This is a genomic window from Vibrio sp. Vb2960 (genome assembly GCF_033337665.1).
Taxonomy (GTDB): Bacteria; Pseudomonadota; Gammaproteobacteria; order Enterobacterales; family Vibrionaceae; genus Vibrio; species Vibrio alginolyticus.
Window position 1 is genome coordinate 397,830 of sequence record NZ_JAWORD010000001.1, and the last position, 18,832, is coordinate 416,661.

The window sequence follows — 18,832 nt, forward strand, 5'->3', positions numbered from 1 at the left end:
AACTCGTCCTAGAGTAAAAACTTAAATCCTTTATTTAAGTTTCAGGCAATTCTGTGAAGTGGATGGTTAATTTCCTTGCCTGCTCATTATGTAGACTAGCGAAATATTGACTACAATTTCACAACAAAAATTTTACAATGTGAATTTTACAAAATGTCTGTGTCAAAAAGCCTTATTCGTCAGTCTCATTTTCTTGGTACGAAAATTCGTAACCTAAGAAAAAACAACCATTTAACGATGGAAGATTTGTCTGCCCGTTGTGTAAGAATTAATCCAGAGTACGCTCCTTCGGTTTCTTACCTTTCAATGATTGAGCGCGGAAAACGCGTACCGAGTATCGATATGCTCGAAGTGATCGCGGAAGTTTTTCAAAAAGATCCTGCTTGGTTTTTAGATGATGAACCCGAATTAGAAGCCATCACACCCAACAAAGGAAATCGTGGCGGGATTAGTGGCATGGCGTTGGAGCCGAGCTTTCTGTTCTCCAATGATATTCTTCAAATCGCGATACCAGAAATGCTCTCCCAAACAGGTATCACGGGGCGTCAGTTTGCCCACTTACTGATCCGCGCACACCAAGAAAACCATCAAAACCATTTTCCTGATTTAGAGCGCGCCGCCGAAGAGGTCGGCTTGAAGCGGCTGAATCTATCTGTAGAAGATCTCGTAGACATTGCAAAGAGTATGGGATTGGATATCCGCTGGGTAGATCGAGCGCCACAAGATGTGATTGATGAACTGGGCGTCAGCGCCAAACAGTTGATTACGTCTTTCATGGAGCCACCTGGGACTATTTATCTCAATAAACGAATGCGTGACTATCCAACCCGATTGAAGTATGACTTGGCGGTATATATCGGCCATCGAGTGCTCCATAGCAGCGATGCAATGAATAACGTTTTATCTATCGGGCATCAAAACAATTGGGAGCAAATGGACAGCCCTGTGTCGAACTCTGAACTCAATTCGCAAGATATCCTGCAAGCTTGGCGTGATTTTGAGTCCAGCTTTTTTGCTGGTGCCTTGCTTTGCCCCAAAGTACCATTTCGTCAGTTGCTTGACCGCTCCGGTTACGAAATTGATGTTCACAAAAAGGCCGGCGTTTCTCCTTCCGTTGCAATGCGTCGCATGACGGTGGTCTCGCCTTACCCTCATTGGCACTATTTTGATGCCTATGGCCCCGGCAAGTTAAAAGCAGTGTATCGAGGAAATGGTATTCCATTGCCTTGGGGCAACATGCGCAAAGTAAACGACCCTTGCCAGCACTGGGCGGTATTCCGACGCCTTTCCCAGCCTTTGGATACCAGTTCAGCGCAAATTTCGATTTTAAATGTTGGCGACGAGCCACGTATCTACTGCTGCGAATCGGTCAACGTATTTGACCCTGCGGGAAATAATCGCGTGCTATGTGCCGGTATTGATCTTAACCCTGCTATTTCTGCACAAGGTGGCGATGCCGTTTCCATAGCGGAAGAACTTAAGTCCCTTTGTGTCGCTTCCGGCGGAAGTAGTGTTATTCCTCCCCACATCAAAAAAGACTTAACGACTATCGCTAAGATATTAAACATCAACTGGATAGAGCGCGGGATTCAAACCCAAGCAAGGTTGATCTGCTCCAGAGGGGCGGTTTGTCCAAGACAACCTAGTTGTTACAGCAAGTGCGGAGAAGCTGATGAGACGGGCAGCTACGTGAATATCATCGGGCTTTAGAAAGAAAAAACGCCAATCACAATAAACGTGATTGGCGGTATATACTTGTGAACAATTTGTATTCACTAACAACGTCAGTTGGCTAGGTGACCCTCGGCTTAATAAGGGTCACTCTAAGTAAAGCACGATGCGTGCCAACTTTAAAAAAGCCGTTTTTTAGTAGATCCAGATGCATATCGTTGCTTTATTAACCATTAATTTCGCAAACTGCATTTGCAAAATGCAACATCATGCAAATATGCCACTGAATGCACTACTAATAACGACTCTCTCAGCAAAGTGTCTGTGAACATATGAAGTCACATATTCTTGCACCTCAATGATGATGAGATTTCGGGCTCCCAACTTTACCATTCCTCTAACCCCTTATTGAAACTGGGTTCAGGCTCATCCGCCATGCTTTTGTTGATACATTCTCTCATCGGCTATTTTCATCATTTGCTCAGGAGATGACATTTTCGGGTCAAATATCGCGTACCCAATACTGGCTTTCAAATAGATAAGCGTTTCATCGTAAATGACGGGCGTCGAGCATAGCGCTAATCGAAGTTTTTGTAGAAGGGACTGAACATTTTCTTCCGTTCCTGGGTGATGAACTACAACTAAGAACTCATCACCGCCCATTCTGGCCACGATGTCTGATTTACGCAGAGAGCTTTTTACCCTTTCAGCCGTAGCGATTAAAACTTTGTCACCTGCGTCGTGACCATAGGTGTCGTTAATGTGTTTAAACCTATCTAGGTCAATATTAATTAAGGCGAAGCTATAACGCTTTTTATAACGTTTCGCTATTTCGAACTGCTGCTTGTAAAACTTCATAAAATAGCGACGGTTTGGTAAATTCGTGAGTTCATCGTGTAAAGCTCTGTCATCTGCAATGGTATACAGTCGATAAATGGCGAACAGCGCGAGGCTAAGTGCGAATATAATGGGATAGCCGATTACTCTAGCTAAATGCAACTGATGCCAAGAGATTTGGCGATCAGCTTTGCCTCCAGAGAAAACCACCATACTCCACCCACCATAAGGAAAATGAACCATCTCTTTTGCATATACCATGCTATTTACACTTTGCGCGCCAAAGAAAGCATCACCAAATGAGCCACCGCTATCGTAACCACGGATCATTAAAGGGTAACGATACGAGAAATCAATTACGCCGGTTTCTCTCATCAGAGCATCGAAATCAATCACCGCACTGATCACTCCCCAGTAGTCCTGATTCATTGGAGGATCAAGAAAAACAGGCACACGCACGATCAAACCTCGGCCACCTTGGATCAATGTAACGGGCCCTGCGATGAAAATTTCTTGTACATCCTTGGCTTTTTGCACCTGTACCCACTGCTGTGGCACTGCGCGGTAATCAAGGCCGATTAGGCGCTCATTACCTTGGCGTGGAAATACATGACTAATTACATCATTTTTCGCGATACCGATGATTGTAATATGTTTACTTTTATTTAGGATTCGGTGAGCGGCGATACTCAATTCTTCTTCTTGATTTTTAGGAAGTAACGTAATGAGTGTCGCTAAAGTACTGGCTTTGTAGATATCCGCCATAAGTACCGCTTCCAAATTGGAACGGAGAATGGAAAGTTGTTCTTTGGCCTCAACTTGAACTCGCTCTTTGTGAAGCTCTTGCTGGTTTCGATTTAACAGCTCAATAACCCCAATACACAAAGCGAAAAAGGTGAGGAAGAACAATGCAAAATAGCATCGCTTTCTGGGTAAATAACGCATTTTCTCCCCACAACTCGTATACAACTACGAGATTTTTTATTTATTGTTAAAATTCTTATTATCACAAGAATAACCAATCATAATCAGAAAGGTAACAGTGATTGACAACTTTTATGTTTTAGGTGTGAGATGATGCATCAACAAGGCGATTTATTTGGCGGCGATCTATGGCAAGAAGTAGAAAGAGGAAAACTTTATTATGATCCTCATTTTCTTAGCCATCTTGAGGCGGATAATTACTTTGACCAACTTCGAAAGACACTGCCATGGCACCAAGAACACATTACTATGTTCGGCAAGTCAGTACTTCAACCTCGCTTACAAGCGTGGCACGGTGATGCAGCATATACTTACTCAGGCTTAACCATGCAGCCTCACCCTTGGACTCCTGAGTTAACTCAGCTCAAAGTGCGTTGTGAATCAGTTGCTGATGTCACTTTTAATTCTGTTCTCGCTAACTTATATCGACACGGTCAAGACTCAATGGGCTGGCACCAAGATAATGAACCAGAGTTAGGTAGAAACCCTGTTATCGCATCTTTGAACTTAGGTGAAACACGTCGATTTTTGCTTAGAAATTTACATTGTAAAACTGAGATTGAATATGAGCTTTCTCACGGCTCCTTACTGATTATGGCTGGCGAGCTACAGCATCACTGGAAGCACTGCATACCAAAAACCGCGAAAACCAAAGATGAACGTATCAACCTGACTTTTAGGCAAATTTTTAACTATTGACTCAGCTTTTACATTCTCAATTAATATTGATGGTAGGTTTAGGTTCAGGACTTCATAGGGAATGGATTTATGCGTATTAAACCTCTTAGCTTAGCGGTCTTACTCTCTTGCTCACTTACCTTTGCAGCTCAGGCATCACAGGAAGAGGTACCGCTTCTCGATAATACTCAATCAGCGCAGTTGATTCGTAGTACCTACGAACAGGAACTGTTCACTTTCCCGGCGTTTAAAGAGGGCCATTTTGGCTTACGCATGTACCGCCAAACATTAGATGAGAAATATCACGCTGCCATTTGGACCGACATGGCACAAGTAGCCAGCCGGTTAAACCAATTTGCTAATGAAGTCGTTGAACCAGAAGACATCATTCTCTATTCATCTCAAAGGCTGACCACGTATCAAGAGAAAGAAACCGAACGAGGTCAGCGACGCTATACCGTGACTAAACACCATCCTGAGTACCTTTATCTTGGTGTGGATTTGCTTGGCGCAATGGCAAGAGCAAACGAATATGGCCTACAACATAAACAAGACAAAACGCTGAGAAAAATTATTAGGCGCTACGATTTCTCGCGTTACGTTACGGACAAAGAGATGATAGAGGCATGGGCAGCGCAGCTTGCAAACCAAGTCTACTGGCTTCGTCAGCTAGGAGAGCAAGATGTGGTCGAGGAATTCACTCAAACCTTCCGTAACACCTACCCCGACGATAAAGATAAGATGCTTTCAGCTCAGCAGTATTGGAACAAACTCTATGGTATGACGCACATCATCTTTGCCGATTCACAGTATTATCAGGAGCGAGTAAGCGAAAAGAAACACCAATGGATTTATGATTACTTTCGCAACAACATCGACACTATCCTACTGCGCGCCAAAGAAGACGTGATTGCCGAAGTCGGCATTTCGTTTTTGTTAGCAGGCTTGGACCATGATCCGGTCGTAAAGAAAACCCGCCAAGCCATTCGTCACGCAATCAACGCAGAAAAAGGGATGATTCCGTCGGTCGACGGTAGCTTTGATCTCAAGTACGGCGAACACCGTAACGTGCTAGCCATCATGCTGCTCGATTGGAAAGGGGTACATAAGGCGCCAACTTATCAAGAGCACCCAGAGGCTTTTAAATCGATACCTTACGGCTTAATGCCCAAGCCTTAGAAATAACAAAACCCGCCATTTAGGCGGGTTTTGAGTGTGGATCTTCAATCTAAATTAGAGAGAGATAAAAATGCCCGCTAAGCACGCACTCATCAGGTTAGCGAGTGTACCAGCAGCAACCGCTTTTAGGCCTAGACTTGCAACATCTTTGCGGCGCTCAGGTGCCATCACGCCGATAGAACCCAACTGAATCGCAATTGAGCCAATGTTCGCAAAACCACACAACGCAAAAGTGATAATAATTTGAGTATGCTCAGACAGTGTCGCTTTGTGCTGCACAAAATCGATAAACGCAACAAACTCATTCATCACCACTTTCTGACCAATGTATGAACCCGCAGCTAGAATTTCGTGGCTTGGCACACCAATCAACCACGCTAGAGGTGCAAACAAATAACCAAAAATCGCTTGTAGCGTTACGCCAGAGAAACCAAGTATCTCACCCAAGTTTTCTAGCCCCGTGTTCACCATCGCGATAACACTCACGAAAGCGATAAGCATGGTACCAACAGCAACGGCAACTTTCATACCGCCCATGGCACCGCTTGCTAGCGCATCAATAACGTTACTTTCTTCTGATTTATCTAGCTCAATATTGTTGTAATCGCTTGGCGTTTGACGCTCAGGAACGATGATTTTTGCCATCATCAAACTACCTGGTGCTGCCATAAAGCTTGCCGCGATCAAGTATTTGAGGTCGACACCCAAACCAGCATAACCACCAAGCACACTGCCCGCCACTGAAGCCATACCACCAGCCATCACGGCAAACAGTTCAGAGCGAGTCATGTTAGAAAGAAATGGACGAATAAGAAGTGGTGACTCGCCTTGAGATAAGAAAATGTTCCCTGTTGCAACCAAAGACTCTGCTTTACTCGTACCCAAGAACTTCTGGATAGCGCCGCCAATAAATTGAATCACTTTTTGCATAATGCCCAAATAGTAAAGGGCGGAGATAAGAGCACTGAAGAAGATGATGATAGGAAGGACACGGATAGCGAAGATAAAGCCAGAAGAAGCGAGGTCACCAAAGAGGAATTTAATCCCTTCATCAGCAAAGCTGAGTAGCCCCGCGACACCATTACTTAAACTCGCCAGCGCCGCTTGACCCAACGGGAAATAGAGCACCAAAGCAGCAAACCCCATTTGTAGCATCAAGGCGCGAGATACAGTTTTCCAATTAATGGAAGAACGACCCTCAGAAAGTAGGAAAGCACAACCTAGCAGTGCAACAATACCAAATAGACTAAATAGAACACTCATGAGCTGGACCTACTAAACGTTGAAAAAGAAAAAAGAGCCAAAGGAATTGGCAGAAGAAAGGGACAACGCAGCGAGTGATAACTCACTTTTAGATCCAGAATGTAGACAGAACGAATAGTTCGACATCTTATTTTTACCTTATACAAGCAATTGAACGTAGCTGGTCCGGTCCGTGGGGTCATTCACTGCTGGCGAGCATGTTGCTTGGCCTGCTCCATGTGACGGCTTGTATGGGTAAGGGTCCTGAACAACTAAACCCTAATTCCCGCTTAAACGGGACGCAAGTATAGCCAACAAAAAGAGATATTCATCACATTTATTTACGCAAACGTTCAAGCGTTCAAAATTTAGGCAAAAGTACTCTTTTGTCGTCATACCATTAATAAAAGTAAGGGCATAAGGATAGGCGTTGATGGTAAAAAACATAAAAGTGACCAATAAATATGCAATCAAACTCGAAAGAGCCAAAATTCGTCATTTTGCTCTCGCCAACAGGTGGATTTTGGTTATAATTCGCGTTGCTTCTTTCGAGGCCTCTGAGTATTCAGAGCATCATGATGCCGAGATGGTGAAATTGGTAGACACGCTAGCATGAGGTGCTAGTGCCTTTGGTGTGAGGGTTCGAGTCCCTCTCTCGGCACCATTATCCTTCTTCCCTAATTTTGTTCGAGTGTAATGCAAAGTTCTAAGCAGGCAAGACAGTCTACAGATGCTAACCAACTTCTGAGTGAGCTTGCGGTTCACGCTTTATTACACCTGCACTTTAAAATTCACGCGTCCTCGCATGGCCTCTCCCTTAAAGAACGTAATGACTTACTTCAGAAATGGCTGAAACCAAAACTGAAGAGTAATCGCTATAAGCTGATTAAAAAGCCGTTAAAATCTTTGACTCAGCAGGCAAAAGGTGAGAACGGAAATCTGGAAGCATTACTCGAGCGCTGCGTCGGTGCAGACAAACCCAGCAACCCTCAACCCGATCTAGATAGCTACTTGCTGCTGATCAACGAGATTGAGAAGAAACTGGGGACTACCGTGTTATTATCTCGACCGGAAGACGTCGACTTATCTCACGACCAACACGGCTGTTTGCTGTGTGTGCTTTCTGAGAACTTAAATCAGCACTTCGATGATAATAACGCCCTAATAGCTCCTATTTCGATGCTGTTCCGCGGACCAATGAGTCAACGCTCACTTTTCCTTGGCAGCATTTACGCCAGTGGTACCTTCAATTATGAAGTGCAGTATCAAGACGACCAGTTCGTTCGCATCACGTTAGAGTTAGCCTAACTGTAACGCTAAGAAATAAACGAATCGAAAAAGGCCGCGAAACTCGCGGCCTTTTGATTATCTAGATTTAAACTTGAGTTAATCGATCTCTTTAAATCGAGCAGTAAAGTGGCGCAGCACTGGTGGCTCGTACTCGAAAGTGAGCCCTTTTAACTCATGTGCACGATTTTTCAGTTCGATAATCGCATCCGCAATGTAATCCATATGATCGTTTGTGTAGACACGACGTGGAATGGTCAAACGCATCAACTCAAGCTCTGACGCTTTTTGTTTACCCGTTTCCGGATCTCGACCAAGCAGCAACGATCCTATCTCTACTGCTCGAATACCCGCTTCCAAGTACAAAGCATTACACAATACCTGCGCAGGAAACTGATCAGCTGGAATATGTGGCAAAATCTTAGCGGCATCCACAAACACCGCATGACCACCCGTTGGGTATTGAATCGGAATACCGCCTTCACGTAAGCGCTCACCTAAGTATTGAACTTGGCTAATTCTATAGTGAAGAAAATCCTCATCCGCGGCTTCATACAAACCGCGAGCGAGCGCTTCCATATCACGCCCAGCCATGCCGCCGTATGTTACAAATCCTTCCATGGGTACGCAGCGCGTCTGCACCGCCTGGAACAACTCCTTATGATCACGAATACAACACATGCCACCAATGTTTACCATCGGGTCTTTCTTAGCTGACATGGTGAGCATATCACCGTACTGGTACATCTCACGGATGATTTCCAGAATCGATTTATTCTCGTAACCCGCTTCACGCTGCTTGATAAAGTAGGCGTTCTCACAGTAACGAGCCGAGTCAATCACCACTGGAATATCGTACTTGGTTGCAATCTCGTACACACTGCGCATGTTTTCCATCGACACAGGCTGACCACCGGAGCTATTACAAGTAATCGTGGTGATAATTGCACAAATGTTATGCGAACCGTGCGCTTCAATTGTTGCCACCAGCTTATCGATATCAAAATTGCCCTTCCAATCATAAGGCGTAGTGGTGTCGAATGCTTCTTCCGTTACCACGTTAATCGCTTTACCGCCATTGAGTTCAATGTGACCCGCTGTGGTATCAAAATGGTAGTTCGAGATAAATACTGGCGTTTCACCACCACGCACCTGACGCATACGCTCAATCAAAGCGGGGAACAAAATTTGCTCGGCACCACGCCCTTGGTGTGCAGGCACGGTGAGCTTATAACCGAAGAAGTGCTCCACTGCATCACACAGGTTGTAGTAATTTCGACTCCCCGCATAGGATTCATCCCCCATCATGATGCCAGCCCACTGATTATCACTCATGGCACCAGTGCCAGAGTCAGTCAGCAAATCGATATAAACATCATCACTACGAAGAAGAAATGGATTATAGCCCGCTTCTTTTAACGCGACTTCACGGTCTGACAAAGTCGTCATTTTGATTGGCTCAACCATTTTGATACGAAAAGGTTCTGGAATACGTTTCATTGTTAACTTCCTTATACGCATTGCCCTACGCAGTTTCACGTAAGACTAAAAAACAAATAGATAGAATGCTTTTCAATGCGATTGCATTGAGGAAATCAACGAGAAGAGATTTTACTAAGAAGAGACAAGCAGTAGTCTAGGTTATACCAGAACGACAGCACCAAACGGCTATCGAGAATATCCTTTATTCTCATCGTCTTCGTCCTCCTGATAAAAATAAAAAGCCAGAAACCCCATGTCTCTGACCTTTTCAATATAGTGCAGTTTTCAATCAATTTTCAGTGAGGTTACCCTCATTTTAAGAAGGTCTCGCCCTTTTCATTCTGCGTTTGATATTACTTTCTTTGACTAGGTAATCGAAAAGTGGCGCGAATAAGTTAGCAAATAGAATCGCTAACATGATGCCTTCTGGATAAGCCGGGTTCAGCACTCGGATAAAAATCGTCATCACACCGATTAATAGTCCGTATGCCCATTTCCCGTTATTGGTAAAAGCTGCCGAGACAGGGTCTGTCGCCATAAAGAAGGTACCAAACGCAACCCCACCAATCACGAAGTGCCAGTAGAACGGCATGGAGAACATGGGGTTAGAGTCTGAACCGATCGCATTCAATAGTAGTGAAGCTCCGATTAAACCGACCAACACGCCCGCAACAATTCTCCACGATGCAATCTTCATAAAGATGAGAACCAAGCCTGTTAGTGCGATCAACAACGTGGAGACTTCACCCATCGAGCCTGGTAAATTACCAACAAAAGCATCTCCCCATGAAATTGTTTGTCCTGTCATATTATTTATCAAAGCACTTTGCCCGCCTTCATACCATTGACTAAGTGGAGTAGCGCCAGAGTAACCATCAGCCGCGACCCACACAGCACCACCGGACATGTTGGCAGGATAGGCAAAGTATAAGAACGCTCGCCCTGCTAAAGCTGGATTTAGGAAGTTTCGTCCAGTACCACCGAAAATCTCCTTCGCCACAACAATACCGAAAGTGATACCTAAAGCCGCTTGCCATAGTGGAATTGTCGGAGGAAGGATCAGCGCAAAGAGTATAGAGCTGACAAAAAAACCTTCATTCACCTCATGCTTTCGCACAATAGCAAACAGAACTTCCCAGAAACCACCAACGATAAACACCGTCGCATAAACCGGGAGAAAGTAAGTAGCACCAAGCCACATTTTACTTTCCCACCCCGCTTGTGAAACCGCATCTAACGAGCCCCATACCCAACTCAGTTGCCATGAAGAAACAAGCGCTTGCTGAGCTGAGGCTTGTTCCATTCCATACAACAAGGCATCACTCGCTTGCTGTCCTATGTTGTACATACCCCAGAACATGGCAGGGAAGACCGCCAACCACACCATGATCATAATACGTTTTAAATCGATGCTATCTCGAACGTGAGTCATGCCCTGGTTTACCTTACCAGGCGTGTAAAAAATGGTTTCGACAGCTTCGAAAAGTGGGTAGAACTTGTGATACTTCCCACCTGGACCAAACTTAGGTGTCGCTTTCTCAAAGTAATGTTTAAGGCTCATAACGCTCCTCCTTTATCTAAAAGATGGTACGCACATGTGTAAAAAGCGATCGTTTTTTAATCTCTTCGTCTTCCTTCTTCGTACTTCACCTTGTTCGCCACTCTTCTGTCTCCTCTTTAAATCCGGCGAACAGTTTATCCAACGAAAAAGGGACCGCTCATGGACACACTCGCCATTGACCTAGCTAGATTCCAATTTGCCTTTACTGTCTCTTTCCACATTATTTTTCCAGCTTTTACGATTGGTTTGGCAAGTTATCTCGCTGTATTAGAGGGCTTGTACTTAAAAACGGGCAACAAACAGTACATGCAAATCTATAAGTACTGGCTCAAAATCTTTGCCATCAGTTTTGGTATGGGTGTGGTGAGTGGCATCGTGTTGAGCTATCAATTCGGTACTAACTGGAGCGTGTTTGCCGACAAAACAGGCCCAATCCTAGGCCCGCTAATGGGTTATGAAGTTTTTACTGCGTTTTTCCTCGAAGCTGGGTTTTTAGGCGTGATGCTTTTCGGTATGGATAAGGTGGGTAAGAAGCTTCACTTCGCCGCGACTTGTATTGTTGCATTCGGGACGTTTTTGTCTGCGTTTTGGATACTTTCGGTTAATAGTTGGATGCAAACACCAGCGGGCTATAGTATCAACGAAGCCGGACAGTTTATCCCAGAAGACTGGTGGGCGATTGTCTTCAACCCTTCCTTCCCTTACCGGCTCGTTCATATGTTGCTCGCCGCTTACCTTACTACTGCCTTTGTTGTAGCCGGCGTTGCCGCTTATCACTTGCTAAAAGCAAACCATAACCCTCTAGCCAGAATTATGTTCTCGATGGCAATGTGGATGGCTGCCATCGTGACACCAATTCAAATCGTTGCTGGAGACATGCATGGATTAAACACCCTTGAACATCAACCCGCCAAAGTCGCCGCGATGGAAGGGCACTATGAGTCTCACCAAGGCGCGCCATTGATCCTCTTCGGTAGCCCTAACGATGAAGAAAAACGCATGGAATACGCACTGGAAATCCCCAAACTCGGTAGTTTGATTTTAACTCATGACCTCAACGGTGAAGTGAAGGGATTAGATGCTTTTCCAGAGGAGGAACACCCTCCTGTCTCTATCGTTTTCTGGTCTTTCCGAGTAATGGTCGCGCTTGGTTTTGGCATGCTTGTTATTGGTTTGTGGAGCCTTTGGCTAAGAAAACGTCGCAAACTTTTTGATTCGAGGGCACTTCAACGTATTTGTGTGCTGTTTGCCCCAGCGGGGTTCATTGCAGTTTTAGCAGGCTGGATAACTACCGAAGTCGGTCGACAGCCTTACACCGTATACGGTCTTTTAACCACAGCCAATTCGGCATCGCCTATTGATGCCGCCGCGGTGAGCGTCTCCCTGACGGCGTTCATCGTGGTTTACTTTGTGGTTTTTGGAGCTGGCTTCTTCTATCTCCTACGTTTGATGCGCAAGTCTCCAACTCGATATGAAGAAGGTCTAGATAGCCGACTTCCTGATGGCACGAAAACCGATGCCATCACACATTCTAACCATCTAACCTAGGAGCTTACTCATGGATTACGCATTAATTTGGTACGCTTTGATTGGGCTCGCTGTTCTGATTTATGTCGTGTTAGATGGCTTTGATCTCGGTATTGGTATCCTATTTCTCAGCACTAATGACGATGAAGAGCGCGACATGATGATGAACAGCATCGCTCCTGTTTGGGATGGGAATGAAACTTGGCTAGTTCTTGGCGGAGGTGGGCTTTTTGCCGTGTTCCCCCTCGCCTACGCGGTCATTATGCCAGCACTCTATGCTCCCCTGATTTTAATGCTGCTCGGGTTAATTCTGCGCGGGGTTTCTTTTGAGTATCGCTTCCGAACACAACGCGGAAAGTTTTTATGGGATAGCGCTTTTTTCATTGGTTCACTCACCGCGGCATTGATGCAAGGCATTATGCTCGGAACCCTGCTCCAAGGTATAGAGGTTAGTGAACGAGCATACGCAGGTGGATGGTTTGATTGGCTTTCGCCATTTAGCGTATTTTGTGGCCTGGCGCTTGTTTGTGCTTATATTCTGCTCGGTTCATGCTGGTTATTAATCAAGCTTCCAGAAGAGCTGATGGGGCGCTATTACGTGGTCGCGCGACGATGGGGACTAGCGATGGTAGCCTGTATATTCATCGCCAGTTTGTGGCTGCCATTGAGCCAAAATATCGTATTTGAACGTTGGTTCTCATTACCAAACTCGCTACTGTTTTTCATTTTACCAATTATTGCAGCGGCACTTATTTGGCAGCTATTCAAAGCCTTACTCGACCACAAAGCCGTCCGAGCCTACGTTCTTGCGATCGGCCTGTTTCTTGTGTCCGCGATGGGTTTCGGTGTCAGTACATTCCCTTACTTGGTCCCATTCGCACTCACTTATCAAGACGTCGCTGCGCCAGACAAAAGTTTGGCATTTTTACTTGCCGGTGCGGTGGTATTACTTCCTCTGATCATAGCCTACACGGCTTATTCGTACTGGGTTTTCCGCGGCAAGATGAAACGTGGAGAAGGATATCACTGATGAAACTAAAACCCATTTTGTGGTTCATTGGCATTTGGCTGGCAAGCGTGGTCGCCTTGTTTGTTATCAGTTCGTTGATACGAACTGCGATATTGTAGGCCCGGAGTCAACTGCACCACATCTGAAGCTATTGAGGTCTATACTCAAGCAAGAGTAAAACAACGGAGTGTTTTTATGACCTTAAAGCAGTTTCTGGTAACTTTGATTCTTTTGACGGTTCCACTGTTTTCACCAAATGCATTGGCCGTAGACAAGCAGATGTCATCCGCCATGAAAAGTAAAATGCGGTCTATTTGCTCCGCAACAAACGAGCAGGGTCATTGGCAACTTGCTGAGGCAACTCCTGACGCCAGACGCTCACTCAACATGGTGCTTTATCAAATGAATGCCGATGATAAATTGAGAGCAATTCATGAGGTGAGAACCAAAATGGTCGGCGGCACCCATTATGCGTTTGAGTTCGAGTTGCAAGATGGTCAAGTCTGGAATGCAATTGTATTGCACAGTGCTCGCGGCGATTACATGATCGAGAGACACGCCAAGAAAGGCGAACTCTGCCCTAAAGATGGCAACTCCTAATTCCCAGATTCAAATACAATAAAGGCGACAGTTACATCGCCTTTGTTTTATACCGTTTTCGCCTCTATCTTTTCATTCACTTTATCGCAAATGTACTCCCCAATCGGCATTGCAGATGTCGCTGCTGGAGAGGGGGCGTTGCAAACGTGCAGGCTTCTTGCGCTCTCGGCAAACAGGAAGTCATGAACCAAAGAGCCATCGGATAACACTGCTTGTGCACGAATACCCGCAGGATATGGTTTGAGGTCTTCGACCTTGATGCTTGGGCAGTACTTATTGACCAGTTTGAGATAGCCCGGCTTCCACCACGAGTTCTTGAACTCATCCAATCCGGTTTTTAGATGCTTTTGTGTTACCTTCCAGAAACCGGAGAATCTCAGCATTTGCATGGTATCTTGCAAGCTGAAGTTGACCTTATCGTACCCTTCTCGCTTCCAGCCTTGCACCGCATTTGGACCAACAGTCACACTGCCATCAATCATACGAGTCAGGTGGACGCCCAAGAATGGCAAATCAGGGTCGGGAATTGGGTAAATAAGATGATTCACCACTTGGTCGTGTTTGCTATCTAAGCGGTAGTATTCACCACGATAAGGGATGATCTGAAAGTCAGTTGGAATACCCATCATCTTAGTCATTCGATCCGCCATCAAGCCGCTGCAAGTAACCAAGAACTTAGTATTAAGCTGCATCGTTTGACCGTCTGAAATGCAGGTCAGTTGGACTTCCTCGTCCTTCTCTTCGGCAGCCACCACTTTGGTTCTCAAGCTGATTTGACCGCCGAGCTTTTTGAATTCTTCCGCCATCTGCTCAGTGACCAAACGATAATCGACAATACTGGTGGTTTTGACATAAATCGCGCCCAAGCCTGTGATGTTTGGTTCAGCCAGTTTGAGTTGAACTTCATCGAGTAGCTTTACGTCGATGCCGTTGACATGGCAGCGCTCATAGAGGGCATTCATGCGTTCGACTTCTTGCTCATTAGTGGCAACCAACAACTTGCCACAGTTCTCCACCGGAATATCGTGCTCAGCACAGAACGAAATGGTTCGCTCTACCCCACGCTTACAAAAGTCGGCTTTTAAGCTGCCCGGAGCATAGTACACCCCAGCATGAATCACACCGCTATTGTGTCCGGTTTGGTGCTTGGCAAAACCGGACTCTTTCTCAACCAATAAAATGGATTTGTCTGGGTGACGTTGTTGCAGTTGCCATGCTGTCGATACGCCGACGATACCGCCACCGACAATAATGTAGTCATAGACTGATTTCATACGACCTCTTATAAAACCGATAGTTGAGATTGTTGCAATTTGAACTTGCGACCACTGTAAATGAACACCGCGACAAATACCGCGCAGCTTGCCACACGAACCAACATTGGGATGTCGTGCCAAACCAGCAATGTACCCACCACTACCAACAAGAGACGAGTCAGAATGTTTAGAGGACCTTCCAAGTAGCCTTCAATCGCACCAATCAATGCATAGGTTCCGATGATGGCGAAGAAGCCCACGGTAATTACCGACGTTACATCCCAACTTACTAAGCCTGTGTAAGCAATCAGCAGCGGTACAAGATACAAACCTTTAGCGATTTTCCATGCCATCAAACCGGTACGCATTGGCGGTGTTTTGGCGATGGTTGCCGCAGCAAAGGCGGTCAAACACACTGGAGGCGTTACGTTGCTGTCTTGCGATAACCAGAAGATGATGAGGTGAGCAGCCAGCAATGCCAAGCCTACCGCTTCCATACCCAAACTTTGCTCTAGTAGGGTTTCCATAAAGTCTGCAGGTACTAACGCCACCATTTCTTTCGCGGTTTCCAACGCCATTGGAGCATTAAGCAGTTCCAGCTTTTCTGGCGCCGCCAACATAAAGATGGCTTTTGCTTGTTCAGGCAATTGACCCGATACCATCAATTCAAGTAATTGGTTTTCTGCAATCAACTTGTAAAGCGCAGGGGCAGACAATGTGCCCAATACAATATACGCCGCTGTTACAGGTAAACCCATACCCAAAACAAGAGAAGCGAGCGCAATCAGAACGATCATGATGAACAAGTCGCCATTCGCCCAACCGTCGATCATCAGTGAGAACGTGTTGCCGATGCCTGTTGTACTGATCACGTTGATCACCAAACCAATACCCACCAGCAATACGGCTGTTGTCGCCATGTTCTTCGCACCTTGCGATAGCGCTTCGATGATCGCTTTTGGTCCCATCTTGTGATCTTTCGAGAACCAAGAAGCCACGACCACAGAAATGATCGACAAGCCAGCAGCGTAAGTTGGCGTAAAGCCTTGAACCAACAAAGTAACCAATACCGCCAGCGGGATAAGGTTGTGCCAACCGCTGATCAACACTTTCAGTAAAGATTCATCGCTGGTCGTGATCTTTTGAACGCCGCTGCGTTTAGCTTCGATACGCACAAAGAACGCCACAGACAAGAAATAGATAAGAGCAGGAATGAAAGAAACGGCAATAATATCAACATAAGGAATTTGCGTGTAAGACGCCATGATGAAAGCACCCGCGCCCATCACTGGTGGCATCAACTGACCACCTGTCGACGCCGCAGCTTCAACGCCCGCTGCAAAGCGCGAAGGGAAACCTGCTTTTTGCATTAAAGGAATACTGATAACACCAGTTGAAACCGTATTTGCCACACTAGAGCCAGATACTGAGCCCATCAAACCGGAGCCAATCACAGCAATAAAACCGGGGCCGCCGATGATTTTGCCAGCCGCAGCACGTGCCACATTGATAATGTAATCACCAACACCAGAGCGAACAAGAAACGCACCAAACAGAATGAACATGAATACGAAAGTCCAACTGATGCGCGAGATAGAGCCAAACATGCCCTCAGAAGAATAGAAGCTGCGGTAGAGCAAGGTTTCCATGCTCAAACCCGGGAAGTGGAAAATACCTGTCGCCCATTTACCCCAAAGCACAACGTAACTGAGACACACCACAATCAGCACTGGAATAAACCAGCCCATGGTGCGTCTAATCAATTCAATAACAATCAAAATTGCCATAATGGCGAAGACCCAGTCGCTGGTCACGAACTTAACACCGCGTTCGTACAGCGCATCTTCGGCATAGGGAATGTAAAGCAAACACGCGACCGCGCCCATGGCAATTAACACATCGATACCGAGTGCAATCTTACTCTGCTTGAGAGAGATATGAGCCGGATACCAAAGCGCACAAATCACCGCAAAGCCAGCAAAGTGGGTCGCGGAAATCCATAACTCTGGTAACGTCGATAAGGTATTAAACCAAATGTGCAAAGCAGACAACACAACGCCAAACACTGTAATTGTGGTGGTTACCCACGGAAAATCAGTGCGCGTGGGCAGCTCAAACTTCTGCAATTCCTTTTCTATTGAGTCGCTCATCTCATACTCCAAGCTCTGGCGGCTTTTTCCATCTTAGAAATCGGTAGGGATAAAATGCCCCGAGCCAAAACTCGGGGCCAAGTAGGCGTTATTTCGCCATTAGGTCTGATGGGATTTCGATGCCCATTTCTTTGTAGTAACGCACCGCACCTGGGTGAAGAGGCACTGGCAAGCCTGCAATTGCTTTCTCAATTGCCATTGCTTTGGTTGCTTTATGAATACCTTGTAGGAAAGGCAGGTTCTCGTAGATCGCTTTGGTTAGCTGGTAAACGTCCTCTTCCGAGATATCTTCACGAACTGCCAAGAAGTTAGGCTGTGCAATGGTGGTGATCGGCTTATCTAGACCTGGATACGTGTTCGCAGGGATCTCGTACTTCGTCCATAGATTGTAGTTACCGTTCGCCTCTTTAATTTGTTCGTCAGTAAACGAAAGAATCGAAATGTCTTTACCCAGCGCAGCAAAAGCTTGAGTAACCGCACCAACAGGTACACCCGCAGGCGTGTTCATGCCGTCAATGGTGCCGTTTTGAAGTGCGCTCGCACTGCCACCGTAACCCATGTAAGCAAGATTGAATTTATCAGGATCTACCTTCAGACCTTTCATGATTTGGCGACCCGAGTTCTCAGTACCTGAGTTCTTCTTACCGATAGAGAACTTCTTGCCATCTAGGTTGTTCAGGTCAGTCACCGTGCCAGTTTTTGCTAGGTCAGAGCGAACAATAAAGTGCTCAACGTTTTGCCACAGCATAGAGACTGAACGCAGCTGCTCTTGGCGACCGCTTTTCTCATAAGGACCTTCGCCAGACCAAGCCCACGCACCGTAAAGACCTTGTAGAATCGCGAACTGTGCTTCGTTTTCGTTCAGCAGTTTGACGTTTTCACCAGAGCCCGCAGAGCTGATTGCAGAAAGGGAGAAGTGGTGCTTTGGTGCCAACTTCACTTTGCTTAACGTCGCCAACGCTACGCCCACAGGGTAGTAAGTACCACCTGTCGATGCCGTTGCAAGAATGTAGCTACGGTCCTCTGCCGCAGCGTTAGCAGCAATACCAAAAGAAGTCACAGCGACAGCCAAAGCTTTTACCAGCTTATTCATTTTCATTATTACTCTCCGTGTAGTCGTTTCACGATTAGGGATTTACATCATGTTAAATCTTTATTAACAACACATTCCCTAGAGCAATTGAAATGCCAACTTTTAACCCTTTGTATTTATTGAACTAAGTGCTGAAAGACATCAAAAATGAGCAAAATCATGCTGATTTGATAGTAAAGCAATGAGCAAGATCTTGCCTATTTAAGATGAGAAGGTTGCATGCCTAGATCGCAAAAGGTTAATAAAATGTGATCAAGACAAAATAAATGCACGATT

15 protein-coding genes and 1 tRNA gene are annotated in these 18,832 nt (G+C 45.7%); 9 read left to right on the forward strand and 7 right to left on the reverse strand.

Going from position 1 to position 18,832, the window contains the following annotated elements:
• Positions 1-153 precede the first annotated feature (153 nt).
• Positions 154-1,710: a DUF3612 domain-containing protein gene (locus tag R7O03_RS01735; RefSeq protein WP_085569243.1), complete on the forward strand. Its 1,557-nt coding sequence runs from the start codon at positions 154-156 to the stop codon at positions 1,708-1,710.
• 387 nt (positions 1,711-2,097) lie between these two features.
• Here the strand turns inward: R7O03_RS01735 and R7O03_RS01740 are convergent, their stop codons facing one another.
• Positions 2,098-3,453 (reverse strand): diguanylate cyclase, encoded by a 1,356-nt coding sequence (locus R7O03_RS01740; protein ID WP_021035911.1) that lies wholly within the window; start codon positions 3,451-3,453, stop codon positions 2,098-2,100.
• Between the two features lie 132 nt (positions 3,454-3,585).
• Between R7O03_RS01740 and R7O03_RS01745 the strand changes: the two genes are divergently transcribed.
• Positions 3,586-4,191, forward strand: coding sequence for an alpha-ketoglutarate-dependent dioxygenase AlkB family protein (locus R7O03_RS01745; protein ID WP_151515876.1), 606 nt, complete (start codon positions 3,586-3,588; stop codon positions 4,189-4,191).
• A gap of 69 nt (positions 4,192-4,260) precedes the next feature.
• The gene (locus tag R7O03_RS01750) at positions 4,261-5,349 is read left to right on the forward strand and encodes a DUF3541 domain-containing protein (RefSeq protein WP_151515829.1); all 1,089 of its coding nucleotides are present in this window, start codon (positions 4,261-4,263) and stop codon (positions 5,347-5,349) included.
• 54 nt (positions 5,350-5,403) lie between these two features.
• On the opposite strand, the gene R7O03_RS01755 is transcribed toward R7O03_RS01750, so the two are convergent.
• Positions 5,404-6,612, reverse strand: a complete 1,209-nt coding sequence (locus R7O03_RS01755; RefSeq protein ID WP_017635515.1) for a NupC/NupG family nucleoside CNT transporter — start codon at positions 6,610-6,612, stop codon at positions 5,404-5,406.
• A gap of 412 nt (positions 6,613-7,024) precedes the next feature.
• On the opposite strand from R7O03_RS01755, the gene R7O03_RS01760 reads away from it, so the two are divergent.
• From R7O03_RS01760 to R7O03_RS01770, 3 genes are all read left to right on the forward strand, one after another.
• Entirely contained in the window at positions 7,025-7,207 is a 183-nt protein-coding gene (locus R7O03_RS01760) for a hypothetical protein (protein WP_021035910.1), read from the forward strand.
• Positions 7,172-7,255, forward strand: a tRNA-Leu gene (locus R7O03_RS01765). Before R7O03_RS01760 ends, R7O03_RS01765 begins: the two co-directional genes overlap by 36 nt.
• 32 nt (positions 7,256-7,287) lie before the next feature.
• Positions 7,288-7,899: a DUF2913 family protein gene (locus R7O03_RS01770; protein ID WP_005374167.1), complete on the forward strand. Its 612-nt coding sequence runs from the start codon at positions 7,288-7,290 to the stop codon at positions 7,897-7,899.
• Between the two features lie 78 nt (positions 7,900-7,977).
• On the opposite strand, the gene R7O03_RS01775 is transcribed toward R7O03_RS01770, so the two are convergent.
• On the reverse strand, positions 7,978-9,378 hold the full coding sequence (locus R7O03_RS01775; RefSeq protein WP_104976313.1) for a tryptophanase: 1,401 nt from the start codon (positions 9,376-9,378) through the stop codon (positions 7,978-7,980).
• A 298-nt stretch (positions 9,379-9,676) separates the two neighbouring features.
• Entirely contained in the window at positions 9,677-10,921 is a 1,245-nt protein-coding gene (locus R7O03_RS01780) for an NADH:ubiquinone reductase (Na(+)-transporting) subunit B (RefSeq protein WP_017819725.1), read from the reverse strand.
• Positions 10,922-11,080: 159 nt separating this feature from the next.
• On the opposite strand from R7O03_RS01780, the gene R7O03_RS01785 reads away from it, so the two are divergent.
• The 3 genes from R7O03_RS01785 (at position 11,081) to R7O03_RS01795 (ending at position 14,057) form a co-directional block, all read left to right on the forward strand.
• A complete protein-coding gene (locus R7O03_RS01785; protein ID WP_238855207.1) occupies positions 11,081-12,469 on the forward strand; it encodes a cytochrome ubiquinol oxidase subunit I in 1,389 nt (462 codons plus the stop codon).
• Positions 12,470-12,479: 10 nt separating this feature from the next.
• Positions 12,480-13,478, forward strand: a complete 999-nt coding sequence (cydB, locus tag R7O03_RS01790; RefSeq protein ID WP_318131360.1) for a cytochrome d ubiquinol oxidase subunit II — start codon at positions 12,480-12,482, stop codon at positions 13,476-13,478.
• A gap of 174 nt (positions 13,479-13,652) precedes the next feature.
• Positions 13,653-14,057 (forward strand): cystatin, encoded by a 405-nt coding sequence (locus R7O03_RS01795; RefSeq protein WP_213870221.1) that lies wholly within the window; start codon positions 13,653-13,655, stop codon positions 14,055-14,057.
• Between the two features lie 47 nt (positions 14,058-14,104).
• Here the strand turns inward: R7O03_RS01795 and lhgO are convergent, their stop codons facing one another.
• The 3 genes from lhgO to R7O03_RS01810 all read right to left on the reverse strand — a co-directional run bounded on the left by lhgO (position 14,105) and on the right by R7O03_RS01810 (position 18,562).
• Positions 14,105-15,331 carry an L-2-hydroxyglutarate oxidase gene (lhgO, locus tag R7O03_RS01800; protein ID WP_258614174.1) on the reverse strand — a complete coding sequence of 409 codons (1,227 nt, stop codon included), beginning with the start codon at positions 15,329-15,331 and terminating at the stop codon, positions 14,105-14,107.
• Between the two features lie 8 nt (positions 15,332-15,339).
• Positions 15,340-17,463, reverse strand: a complete 2,124-nt coding sequence (locus tag R7O03_RS01805; protein ID WP_009705104.1) for a TRAP transporter permease — start codon at positions 17,461-17,463, stop codon at positions 15,340-15,342.
• 88 nt (positions 17,464-17,551) lie between these two features.
• Positions 17,552-18,562 carry a TAXI family TRAP transporter solute-binding subunit gene (locus R7O03_RS01810; protein ID WP_017635521.1) on the reverse strand — a complete coding sequence of 337 codons (1,011 nt, stop codon included), beginning with the start codon at positions 18,560-18,562 and terminating at the stop codon, positions 17,552-17,554.
• Positions 18,563-18,832 lie beyond the last annotated feature (270 nt).

Coding starts and splice junctions, on each gene's coding strand:
- R7O03_RS01745 (WP_151515876.1), top strand. CDS start 3,586: ATGCATCAACAAGGCGATTTATTTGGCGGCGATCTATGGCAAGAAGTA.
- R7O03_RS01805 (WP_009705104.1), bottom strand. CDS start 17,463: ATGAGCGACTCAATAGAAAAGGAATTGCAGAAGTTTGAGCTGCCCACG.
- lhgO (WP_258614174.1), bottom strand. CDS start 15,331: ATGAAATCAGTCTATGACTACATTATTGTCGGTGGCGGTATCGTCGGC.
- R7O03_RS01775 (WP_104976313.1), bottom strand. CDS start 9,378: ATGAAACGTATTCCAGAACCTTTTCGTATCAAAATGGTTGAGCCAATC.
- R7O03_RS01780 (WP_017819725.1), bottom strand. CDS start 10,921: ATGAGCCTTAAACATTACTTTGAGAAAGCGACACCTAAGTTTGGTCCA.
- R7O03_RS01755 (WP_017635515.1), bottom strand. CDS start 6,612: ATGAGTGTTCTATTTAGTCTATTTGGTATTGTTGCACTGCTAGGTTGT.
- R7O03_RS01735 (WP_085569243.1), top strand. CDS start 154: ATGTCTGTGTCAAAAAGCCTTATTCGTCAGTCTCATTTTCTTGGTACG.
- R7O03_RS01795 (WP_213870221.1), top strand. CDS start 13,653: ATGACCTTAAAGCAGTTTCTGGTAACTTTGATTCTTTTGACGGTTCCA.
- R7O03_RS01770 (WP_005374167.1), top strand. CDS start 7,288: ATGCAAAGTTCTAAGCAGGCAAGACAGTCTACAGATGCTAACCAACTT.
- R7O03_RS01760 (WP_021035910.1), top strand. CDS start 7,025: ATGGTAAAAAACATAAAAGTGACCAATAAATATGCAATCAAACTCGAA.
- R7O03_RS01785 (WP_238855207.1), top strand. CDS start 11,081: ATGGACACACTCGCCATTGACCTAGCTAGATTCCAATTTGCCTTTACT.
- R7O03_RS01810 (WP_017635521.1), bottom strand. CDS start 18,562: ATGAAAATGAATAAGCTGGTAAAAGCTTTGGCTGTCGCTGTGACTTCT.
- cydB (WP_318131360.1), top strand. CDS start 12,480: ATGGATTACGCATTAATTTGGTACGCTTTGATTGGGCTCGCTGTTCTG.
- R7O03_RS01750 (WP_151515829.1), top strand. CDS start 4,261: ATGCGTATTAAACCTCTTAGCTTAGCGGTCTTACTCTCTTGCTCACTT.
- R7O03_RS01740 (WP_021035911.1), bottom strand. CDS start 3,453: ATGCGTTATTTACCCAGAAAGCGATGCTATTTTGCATTGTTCTTCCTC.